Here is an 11960-nt window from a genome sequence, read left to right on the forward strand (position 1 = left end):
ATGAAGAGCGAGCAAAATAGCAAAAATGAGAATCAATATCAATTAATTTAAAGCGTCGTAAAAGCCCCGCCTTTTGCCAATGCCCGTTGGTAACCCGCTTGTTTTTCCACCTGAGACAAAAAATGGCGGATGTTAGGATAAGAAGATAAGTCCATTCGCGTACTGGAAGCCTGTAATGGGAAACTCATTTGAATGTCCGCCGCCGTTAATTCTTCTCCGGCAAACCAAGTTCGATCCGCAAGCGTCGCTTCAATAAACTCAATTTGCGGCTCTAAACGCGGCTGAATGAATTTTTGTATTACTTTACCTGTCAGCGCTTTGGCAATTGGCTTTATAAAAAATGGCATAGGATTTTTTGGCACTCGAGTCATGACCAGCTTCATAACCAACAAAGGCATTAGCGAACCTTCGGCAAAGTGCAACCAATATCGATAGTCCAGTAAAGCTTGCCCTTTGGTTGGTCGAAGACGATTGTCTTCATCATATTGATCCAACAAATATTCAATGATAGCGCCGGACTCAGCAAGAGTATGATCGCCATCAGTCAAAATCGGCGCCTTTCCTAAAGGGTGCATTTTTTTAAGTGATTCAGGCGCTGAAGCGGTGTCGGGGTCACGTTTATATTCAATGATTTCATAGGCCAAATTGAGTTCTTCAAGCAGCCACAAAATACGCTGTGAACGAGAATTTTCTAGATGATGAACTTGAATCATAACGGTATCCTTACATTTAGGTATTTCAAACGTAACACAGTCGTAAAGACACAATTAGGAAAGAAAGCTGAAATAACAACCGTATTCAGCCTTTTATGATCATTTCAGTCTGCACCATGATAGCGCTATTGTAATGCAGGTTTAGGTTGCCACATTTTCTCAATTTCTTTGGCCGGTATTGGTGGCGAGAAGAAGTACCCTTGCAGTCGCTTAACCCCTAACCTAGCACAAAGGTCTCTTTGAAAACTGGTTTCCACACCTTCTGCAACCGTATCAAAACCAAGAGAATGGGCGAACGAACTAATGGCTTTTAACAAATTGGCTTCGTCTTCATGTTCAATAAAACGGACAAAAGACTTATCAATCTTAAGAATATTAAACGGGTATTCGTTCAGGTGAGACAACGAAGAATAGCCAGTACCAAAATCATCCAAGGCTAACTTCACGCCTATTGTGGACAATTTTTTCAGCATATCGAGCGCAACTAGACTGCTCTCTAAACTACTTTCTGTTAATTCCAATTCGATTCGTTCAGCAGGAATACAATATCGATCTAAACATTCCAACAAAAATTCACTAAGACCTGTATCTTTAAATTGACGTGCTGATAAATTCACAGAAATGGTGAAATTGAGTTCTTTCATACTCGGCTTATTCAACCAAATCTGAAACTGTTTACACGCTTCATTCATGACCCAGCGTCCCAGTTCAATGATCAAATGATTTTCTTCCGCGATGGGAATAAACTCATCTGGTGGCACCAACCCCATCTCAGGGTGTTGCCAACGAATTAAAGCTTCCACTCCGACTAAATCAAAGCTTTGTGAATCCACTTGAGGCTGGTAATACAGCACAAATTCATCTCGCTCAATGGCTCGCTTCAAGTCATGCTCAATTCGAATACGACTTTCGATTTTCTGATGAAACTGTTTTGAGTAATACTGAGCTTGCTTACCCCCCAAGCCCTTTGAGCGATACATGGCAACATCAGCGCACTTCATTAGATCAATCGCTGATACTGCGCATTCAGGATAAGTAGCCACCCCAACACTGCCCGATATGTCAATGGTTCGGCCACTGTAATGAACCGGTTGTGACAACTCAAACATGACTTCATCAACCAAACAACGAACTTGATTAAGGTGCTCAAAATGGCTAAGTAAAATAGCAAATTCATCGCCGCCAAGACGACATATTTTATCTCCAATCCCCAAAACACATCGCAATCGAGACGCCACCTTTTTCAACACGTCATCACCAACGGCATGTCCAAGAGTATCATTGATGTGTTTAAATTTATCCAAGTCCAATAGCAACAAGGCTATTTTTCGGCCATCAAGTTGCGCTTGGGTAATCTGGTCTTTTAGTGCCGCATCAAAAAAGTAGCGATTACTTAAACCGGTTAAACTGTCTTGCTCAGCCAAGTTTCTCAGTTGCTCATGACTCTCTCTAACCTGTTTTTCCAAATTACTCCGTTCCGCCGCAATCAGAATGGCTCGCTTTAGCCTTGAAGCCGTAATTTCACTCTTCATTATAAAGTCTTGTGCGCCAGCTTCCACACACTGTAAAGCGAGCTCTTCATCACTACTATGACTTAGCATGACAATAGCGGATGAGAAATTCTCGGCACCTCTTAGCTCTCGTAATACTTCAATACCATTTTGCGACGGCAACTGATAATCCAACAAAACAATGTCATATTGTTTTTTATTAGCGAAATGAATTCCCTCATCAGCAGAGTGAGCTTGATCGATGCTACTTAAAGGCAAATCTGAGCGCCTTAACGTTCTAATTGCCGCCATTCTATCAACCGCGTCATCATCAATAATCAATAAATCCATACTTCCCTCTGATTCAATTTACCTTGGCAATTCTGCCAATTGCCAATATTTCACTAATAGATCTGACAAAGACTGAAAACCTTGTCCTAAACTCGTTTTACTAAAATAACCCGCGACATTAAGACGATAGGAAGCGGCCACTTCATTTGGGCTGTTTGACGTGGTTAGAACAAACACGGGGAGATCTTGTAACGATTCATCTTGCCTGACTCTCTCTAACATTTCCAGACCGCCCATTCGAGGCATGTTCAAATCCAACAAAGTAATAAAAGGTCGCTTTGATTTATTTTCATGGAGCCATTCCAATGCTTCAATGCCATCTTTAACACGCTGCAGTGAGTAGTCACACCCAAGCTGACAAAGCGCTCTTTCGACGACCATGGCATCCACATCATCGTCTTCAATCAATAACACATTAAACGCTGTTTTATTCATTTATTCCTCTCTCAGCGCCGTTTCAAATGGCCACTCAAATTCAAAACTGGTACCTCGCTCGCCATTCGATGAAATCTGATAATGACATTCGTAACGGTCGAGTATTTTTTTCACCATGGACAAGCCCAATCCACTGCTTTCTACTTCGTCTCTCGGTTTTAAGGTTTTGAACAAATCAAACACTTTTTCCTGATACTGTAATGGAATACCAGGGCCGTCATCGATCACACAAATTCGATAATGATCAGATTGTTTTTCCGCTTTGAACTGAATCGTTCCTTGGCCTTTGTCATGATGCTTTATTGCATTCGATAATAAGTTTCTTAACACCAACTCAAGTGGTACCGCTAAGGTATTCATTTCGCCTACGTTATCTTCGCACTCAAAAATAAACGCCTTATTGGCGTTGATCAAAGAAAACAACTCTGTAACCCGTGCCCCCAAATGAAACTGTTCAAAGGTATTCTGTTCACGACCAATTCGGGAGTAACTTAACAACGCATCAAGTAGCTTTTCTAAGCGTTGAATTCGACCTTGTAATAAGTCCATAAATTCACGAGTTTGACTCGTAAAATTCTCTCTTAGGTCTTCTTCAATCCACTGGGCTAATTGGCTAATCCCTCGTAATGGCGCTTTTAAATCATGTGATGCCACAAACGCAAATTGATCCAAATCTTTATTGGCTTCTTCTAACTCTTGATTACGCAACTGCAAGTCTTCATGAGCGATTTCCAATTCTTCTTTTTGCTGTTTCAAATCCTGTGTTACTTTATCAGCATAAGACACAGCGCGATGATTTGCGCGAGAAAGTAGGATAAAAATGATCAACAAGAGTGAATCAATCACAATCCCCCCTGCAAGAATAATCAAGGGTTGATTCTGGGTGTTTTGCGCTCGAAACAGGCTAGATGATTGCACCGTAAACAACCAGTCTCGACCATACATGTTGATTTCTATTTGCTTGGAATACAGAGGATTATCGTCATAATTTTCTGAGCTTTCATTCAGCTCACTGTATAACGCTTCACCACTATCATGAATACTAAAGTTGACCTGACGATTACTGTTCGTTAGCACCCCCCCCATCAATTTCTTCATAATAAAAGGCGAGTAAACCAAACCAAGAAAATCACCGTTCTGATCACCGTAAAAATGTCCACCCTGACGGTCGCCATACCATGGCGCATAAAATAAAAATCCTGGGGTCCTCTTGGCATCTTGAACGAGGGTAATGGGAGCGGTGATAGTCGCTTTCCCTGTATCTCTTGCTTTTTTAGCGGCACTGTAACGGTTGATTTCATGTGCCATATCCAACCCGACCGCAGCTTGATTTGTCACCTGCGGTTCAATGTAAGTAATCGGCCAATATTCATTTTTTGTGTGTGCAGGGTGCAGGGTAAAGTTTGGTGTGGTTTCACGTTGCCAAGCAAGGTATGAATTCAACTTATCCTGCTCTAGATAATGAATAACACCAATCCCATTAATACCAGGAAAACGATCTTCTACTTTTAGGCTATTTGCAAAAATTCGCCAATCAGCACGAGCCATATTATTCGGCAAGGTATGAAGTGCAGCGACACCAGCCCACAAGGCTTCTTCATATTTTTCCATGCGCTCTTGCACCAAACTCACAATTTGCTCCGCTTGAAAGTCAAATTGCGCTTTGGTTTTTTGCTCCGCTTGCTGATTGCTAAAGTACCAAGCTCCCAGAGTCAGCAATAGTGACAGGCTGATAACAGCCCAATGACTCCAGTGGAATCCGTTAAAAGAAATTCCCTTCTGATCTTGCATAATAATGTTTTCATCCTAAAAATTTAATTTCTCCACACTGAGCTTAAACACATTATTGGCTACAACATCTCGACCCAACTCATAAGCTTAGAAATTAGAAATGATAATCTCTCTTAAATAGCATAGCGAAAAGCGATTATATTGAGTGCCTAATCGTGTTTATTTTTGTCACCATTTCCGCTTTAAAAGCGCATTTTAGATACAAATGAAAACAAAGGTGCGTTTTACCAAGTAAACGTTAGGCGCCAATATTTTTTATTGTTTCAGCCAACAATAAGGTACGACGCTTTCTGAAAACGAAAACAGCAAAAAAATATCACCTTAAGTCAAGTCAATATCAAAAAAACCACATTCCTCTTTTTTTGCACGATTACAGCTATATTTTATCTTAGATCACGCTACCTATGAAAAAAAAGGGCTGCTATAGTTCGTCGCGGCTTATAAATAACAAAATAAGTTATTAAAAATACAAAAATAAAAGCTAATAACTATCGAAATACGATCTATATAGATACTTTTATGCGGTCTTGTTTACGCTCCTACGTTTTAAGGAAGAGCGAATTTCATCAAACTCAAACACGAGCATTCCTGCTTAGTACTTTCAGCGATTCTCATGTTTTTCAAATTGCTTTAATTTGACCCTTTTTGAAACCACACAAGCTCAATTCAGAGAAAGACTCGTCTTAAAACGATGTCGACCCACTGTCGATCTGACACCGTAAACAAAACCTATAAGCACACAGACAAACCACGATTAATCCTTGAAAATTAAAGAGATAAGAATATGAATTTCAAGCAACTGGATAATGTCAGCGAAGAACAACTGCCGATAGCAAAACATAAGCGCCATGGTTGGAAACACTTCTTAGGCTTATACGCAGGTGAGCACGTTGCTGCGACCGAATTTGTCATTGGTGCCACGTTTGTCGCACTTGGCGCTAAGACAATGGATATTCTGCTGGGGCTACTCATTGGCAATCTACTGGCGATCTTAAGCTGGACTCTAATTACAGCGCCAATCGCAACCCAAACCCGCTTGAGCTTATACACCTACCTACATAAAATTGCCGGCGACTCGATGACTAAGCTTTATAACTGGGCCAATGTCATTATTTTCACCGTCATATCCGCCGCCATGATAACGGTCTCAAGTACTGCTGTTCGTTATCTATTTAACATTCCCGCGCAACTCAATTGGTATCCGACAAATCTCTGGTTTGTCTGTGTTGTGTTGTTTGTTGGCATAGTGGTTGTATTTGTAGCCATGTACGGCTTTAAAGCCGTCTCTGAATTTTCCAGTATTTGCGGCCCTTGGCTATTTGTCATGTTTATTTCCGGCGCGCTTGTCATCATGCCTGCTCTGGCTGATTCTGTGTTAGGCACAACCAGTCTGTCCAACTTTACCGACTTTATTACCATAGGGGACCAATCCATTTGGACGGGCATCAATGCTCAAGGCGAACCTGGTATCGGTCTAGTTGAGGTTATTGGCTTTGCCTGGGCAGCCAATACCATTACACATTTTGGCTTGATCGATATGGCATTATTGCGCTACGCCAAAAAACCTATTTACGGTTTGGCCACCAGTTCAGGCATGTTATTTGGACATTTTGTTGCTTGGGTTTCGGCAGGCATCATGGGTGCAGGTACGGCAGTACTTGTTAAGAAGTCAATTACCGAGCTGGATCCAGGTGATGTGGCTTTTCAAGCACTGGGATTATCCGGATTTGTGATAGTCATTATCGCTGGTTGGACCACCGCTAATGCGAACCTGTATCGTGCTGGATTAGCAGCTCAGGCCATTTTTAAACAACGCACTCGAAAACAAACAACACTCGCGGTTGGCCTAGTGACTATTTTAGTGGCCTGCTTTCCTTTTGTGTTCAGTAAAATGCTACCACTACTGACTTACGCAGGACTACTAGTAGTACCTGTCGGCGCGATTGTGTTCGCCGAACACATAATTTTCCCAAAAATAGGCTACAGCCGTTATTGGGCAAGTTACCAAAAACTGACTCACAGTCGCCCTGCCGTGACCGCATGGGGAGTCGGTTTGGTATTTGGGTTTGGCTTAAATGCACTCAACATCATGTCGTTCTACTATCTCTTTTTACCCACCTGGTGCGTCACTATTATCATTTACACCTTGCTAGCAAAGCGTCATGGGGCCAATAAAACCTACCCCGTAGAGCAAGCTGAAATGGAAAAATACGACGCTTTAGTTGAAGACTACCAAGCCAAACAAGCGCAACAAGAAAGTCCTTTGATAGAAGATCAACGTGCCTTTTCTAAAGCCTTGGTTACCATCTCTTGGATCAGTCTTGCCATCACCTTAATGCTGGCCTGCATCACCATGTTCTTAAGCTCTGATGTGGACAGCTATCAACAAAACCGAGATACCTTCTTTTTTTACGGCTTCACCTGCACCGTCATTTACTTTGTCACGGCATATTGGTCATTACGCCGTCGTAAAGCGTTGCAAGCTTAACCCTCTATCGAGATGTATAAATGACAAACGTACAACTAAATCAACAAACACTTTCGTCTTTACCTGACGCTATTGCGCGTCCTAACTATGATAGAAGCAACTTGAAGGCTGGCATTGTTCACATTGGCGTAGGTGGTTTTCACCGCTCCCATGAAGCTTTTTATACCGACCAACTGCTCAATCAAAACCAAACGCTGGATTGGGGAATTTGCGGCATTGGGCTTAGAGAGTCTGATCGTCAAATCGCAACCGCCTTAGCGCAGCAGGACTATCTCTACACACTAATAGAAAAGCATCCTAGTGGTGAGGTAAAACATCGTGTTATTGGTGCCATCATTGACTTTATTTTAGCCATTGATGATGCACCTGCAGCGATTAATAAAATGGCACATGAAGACACTAAAATTGTGTCATTAACCATTACTGAAGGAGGCTATTATTTCAATCCAGCAAGCAACGAATTTGATCTGTCTCATCCAGATGTACAACACGATCTAAATAATCCAGACAACCCTAAAATGGTATTCGGCTTTTTAACCGCGGCCTTGAAAAAAAGACGCTCAGCAGGACTCCCTGCGTTTACGGTTCAGTCCTGTGACAATATTCAACACAATGGCGACATGACCAAAAAAATGCTGCTGGCGTTTGTTCAGCAACACGACGCTGATCTCGCAAGCTGGATTGAACAGGAGGTCAAATTCCCTAATGCCATGGTCGATAGAATCACCCCCGTCACCACTCGCGATGACATTGACGCACTTGCAAACGCAGGTGTTACAGACGCTTGGCCGGTAGTATGTGAGTCATTCCATCAATGGGTTATCGAGGACGAATTCGGCAATGGACGTCCTGCATGGGAACGGGCTGGAGCACACTTTGTCAGTGATGTAACCCCCTATGAAACCATGAAAATTCGTCTCTTAAACGCAGGTCATTCGGTGTTGGGGCTATTAGGCTCTATTCATGGTCACCAAACCATTGATGGTTGTGTTGCCGACCCTCTTTTTGCAAGCTACCTAAGACGATTCATGGATGTTGAAGCAACACCTATATTAGATCCAGTAGACGGAATTGACCTTGATGACTACAAAAACACCTTAATTGAGCGCTTTGGCAATCCTAATGTCAAAGATCATTTATCTCGTATTTGCCTAGAAAGTTCCTCTAAATTACCCAAGTTTTTGATCTCAACGATCAAAGAAAACTTAGCCAATGGTGGCAGTATCCGTTACGCCACCTTAGTCATTGCAGCATGGTGTTATTATTCTGACAAAGGCACTGACCAAACAGGGCAAGCACTAGACATTATTGACGAGATGAAAGAACAGCTTCATCACGCCGCAACCAACTCAAAATCGGATCCATTGGCTTTTCTGAAACTGTATAATGTGTTTGGCGATTTAGCGAAAGAGCCCTCTTTTACCGCTGTGTATAAACCGATGCGTGAGACCCTATATCAAACGTCTAACATCGCAACACAAATGCAAAACCTCATGGCAGAGCATTAAAACAGACTTAACCAATACCACCACCAATTAGCGCTAAAGCGAGAGCCACCATATAACGAAAAAGTAACAGTGGCTCTTATCTTCCACAAAAAGTAGAATGAGTCTCATTCATCAATTTATAGAGCTATTCTACTCTCACAATGAAAGACACCATTCAAGTTACCTCATTGGCGCCAAATGAAGCCTTGTCTCCCTTCATCGAAAGCTATTGGATGATTCGTAACCCCAGTGATCAGGATGAAGAACTGGTCACCTTTCCTGACGGCGGTATTGATGTCTATTTTTTCAGTAATGAGGAGTTTCCCTTACACGTTTCTTTAGTCGGATTGGAAACACAGAAACAACAAGGCATCATGCCAAAACAATCCGTATTAATGGGCGTCCGATTGAACCTGCTAGCGGTGGAATATTTATTAAAAAGATCCGTTGCAGATATTCTTAATGACCACATCAGCTTAACATCAGGTTACGCTGGCATAAAGCAAGTAGATCTTGAAGATTTTAATGGTTTTTGTGACAAGCTGGAGCGCTACTTTACCTCTCAGCTAAAACAAAAAATAGACTCTCGAAAGCGCATCATGTCTGATTTAATCTACCAAACAAATGGTACAATCACCGTTAACGACATTGCTCAATCAGCCAATTGGAGTAGTCGCCAGATAAACCGCTATTTCAATAAATGGTTGGGATTACCCCTGAAAAACTATTGTGACATCCTTCGCTTCCGACACAGTTTTGACTCATTAAAAGCGGGAGAACTCTTTCCTGATAGAGGCTTTAATGACCAATCTCACTACATTCGATTCACTCGAAAATACGCCAGCCTTACCCCCAAACAACTCGCTCATGATAAAAGTGACCGATTTATACAATTATCTTCTTAACAAGACTCCTATCATCTTTTTGCTTGTATCAAATATAACGAGATACGTTCAGATAAAAGATGAAAGCCATGGCCCTACATCCTGTACGCATCTCATAAACCTCCCTTTTTAAAATGTTATGATGTGACAAAGATGCATTTTGTTATTAATAACCATTAACACTAGCATTGTTATTCATTGATTGGGGAGAAACGCTACTGGAGAAAACGATGAGAAGAAAACTAACCCCATATACCACCTCCCTATTCTGCTGTTCAGTCATATTACCCAGTGCAGCTTTAGCCGAAACAGATGAAGACGTATTTCGTCTTTCGCCCATACTCATCAACAGCCAAGCCGAAGAGGCCGATGATGACAGCGAATCCATCGTTGCGACAGAACTTTGGGTTGGCGGTAAAGTCGCCACCAGCATTCAAGACACACCGGCGTCGGTCTCCGTCATCACAGAAAAAGAAATCCAGCAACGCGGAGCTTCCACAACAGAAGAAGTTCTGCAATATACGCCAGGTACTGTAACGGGTTACTACGGCGCCGACGATCGTACCGATTTCTATCAAATTCGAGGCTTTAACGCTTCCACTTACCGTGACGGTTTGTATCTTGGCTCTCTATTCGACATCCGTGAAGAACCCTTTGCTTACAAACGAGTTGAAGTGATTCGCGGTGCGAATTCGACCTTATTCGGCCCAGCAGAACCTGGCGGTTCCATTAATTTCGTTAGTAAAACACCAAAATTTGATGAATTTTCCAGCGCCTATTTAACCTATGGTTCTCACGACCATAAAGAAATTGGCCTTGATGTGAACAGTACTTTGGACGAGAGTGATACCCTAGCCTATCGCTTAACGGCTAAGGTGAAAGACAGTGACCGAGAGTACGACTACTCAAAAGACGATTCACAGTTTGTTATGGGCGGCTTAACCTGGCAACCAAACAGCCAAACCAGTGCAACACTTCTTGTTGATTACCTAAATACAGATACCAGTGCCAATAGTAGCGGCGCACCGTTTGATAAAGAATACGATAGAAGTACTTTCTTTGGTGAGCCAGACTTTAACTATCAAGATGTAGAACGCACCAACATCAGTACGCAACTTAATCACAGCCTAGATAATGGCCTTAACATCTCATCCAACCTAAGATACACAGATTCAACAAACCGATATGGCTACACTTATATTACGGACACAAGCGATCGAGTAGGCGACACAGTCAATCGCGGTTTCATTGCAACAGACACGGCAATACAACAATTTAGCGGTAACTTACTAGGACAATACGACATTACCTTTGATCGTCTCGACAGCAGCACAGTATTTGGTATTGAGTACCAAGATTCTAGCAAGACTGAGAACAGTGCTTGGGGAACCGCGACCAGTATCGATGTCAATAATATTGTCTATTCTGGCGCACCAAGCGTTCTAAACCCTCTCGCCGATAAAAAAACCGACTATCAAACGCAAGCCGCTCTATTACAGCAAAACTTAGCATGGGATGATAAATACATTCTTTCCATCGGCGCTCGACACGATGACATTGAGGTTTCAGAAAACGATTATCAGAATAATACTGAAACCCAAAGTGACTTTTCTGAAAACACTTTCCGTTCGGCCTTTACCTACAAATTCAACGACCAAGTGTCGGCTTACATCAGTCAAGTAGAATCTGTTTCTCCACCTTCTGTAGGCACAGAAATTGTGCGTGGAGACCAAACTGAAATCGGCGCAAAATTTTCGCCTAGCGATCTAAATGCCATTTTCTCTGTGGCAATTTACGAGCTTGAAAAAAGCAATGTCAACATCGCTGTCGCACAGAATGATGGTTCAATTGATCGTGAGGTCATCGGCAAAAACCGCGTTAAAGGTGTTGATTTAGAAATGAGAGCAGAACTAACAGAAAGCTTGAGCCTTTCTGGAGGTTATTCTTACATGGATTCTAAAGTCACCGAAGACGACTCTTATGAAGGCAAAGATTTCGCGATCACACCACAACATTCCGCTTCCCTGTGGGGACATTACATCTTACCACGTCAAGATATGTCTGTCGGATTAGGCGCGCGTTATATAGGCTCATACTACTTCGACGCGGCTAACAGCAAAAAAAGTGAAGCAGCAGTGACTCTTGATGCCTCGTTTAACTACGACATCACCCCAGCGACGCAACTCGCTATAAACGTCAGTAACCTATTAGATGAGCAACACGTTGTTGGATCAGGTACTGCGGATTTTTACAATCGAGGCCGCGACATAACCATGACCCTAAACCACGCTTGGTAAACACAAGCCTTAATAGCCCCCCCC

8 protein-coding genes are annotated in these 11960 nt (G+C 42.3%); 4 read left to right on the forward strand and 4 right to left on the reverse strand.

The features are described from left to right. Positions 1 to 47: 47 nt before the first annotated feature. The 4 genes from OA79_RS02040 to OA79_RS02055 form a co-directional block, all read right to left on the reverse strand. Positions 48 to 713 (reverse strand): glutathione S-transferase, encoded by a 666-nt coding sequence (locus tag OA79_RS02040; protein ID WP_063331549.1) that lies wholly within the window; start codon positions 711 to 713, stop codon positions 48 to 50. Positions 714 to 838: 125 nt separating this feature from the next. Further along, positions 839 to 2554, reverse strand: a complete 1716-nt coding sequence (locus tag OA79_RS02045; RefSeq protein WP_063331550.1) for a putative bifunctional diguanylate cyclase/phosphodiesterase — start codon at positions 2552 to 2554, stop codon at positions 839 to 841. An 18-nt stretch (positions 2555 to 2572) separates the two neighbouring features. Next, complete coding sequence (locus tag OA79_RS02050) at positions 2573 to 2989, reverse strand: response regulator (RefSeq protein WP_063331551.1); 417 nt, start codon at positions 2987 to 2989, stop codon at positions 2573 to 2575. Then, complete coding sequence (locus tag OA79_RS02055; protein ID WP_063331552.1) at positions 2990 to 4780, reverse strand: CHASE domain-containing protein; 1791 nt, start codon at positions 4778 to 4780, stop codon at positions 2990 to 2992. A 784-nt stretch (positions 4781 to 5564) separates the two neighbouring features. Here OA79_RS02055 and OA79_RS02060 point away from each other — a divergent pair. From OA79_RS02060 to OA79_RS02075, 4 genes are all read left to right on the forward strand, one after another. After that, positions 5565 to 7268, forward strand: coding sequence for a purine-cytosine permease family protein (locus tag OA79_RS02060; protein WP_063331553.1), 1704 nt, complete (start codon positions 5565 to 5567; stop codon positions 7266 to 7268). A gap of 20 nt (positions 7269 to 7288) precedes the next feature. Next, positions 7289 to 8776, forward strand: a complete 1488-nt coding sequence (locus OA79_RS02065) for a mannitol dehydrogenase family protein (RefSeq protein WP_063331554.1) — start codon at positions 7289 to 7291, stop codon at positions 8774 to 8776. Between the two features lie 140 nt (positions 8777 to 8916). After that, positions 8917 to 9660: a helix-turn-helix domain-containing protein gene (locus OA79_RS02070; protein ID WP_063331555.1), complete on the forward strand. Its 744-nt coding sequence runs from the start codon at positions 8917 to 8919 to the stop codon at positions 9658 to 9660. Between the two features lie 209 nt (positions 9661 to 9869). After that, positions 9870 to 11936, forward strand: a complete 2067-nt coding sequence (locus tag OA79_RS02075) for a TonB-dependent siderophore receptor (RefSeq protein WP_063331556.1) — start codon at positions 9870 to 9872, stop codon at positions 11934 to 11936. The last annotated feature ends 24 nt before the right edge of the window (positions 11937 to 11960 follow it).

The organism is Marinomonas sp. TW1 (genome assembly GCF_001625355.1).
GTDB lineage: Bacteria > Pseudomonadota > Gammaproteobacteria > Pseudomonadales > Marinomonadaceae > Marinomonas.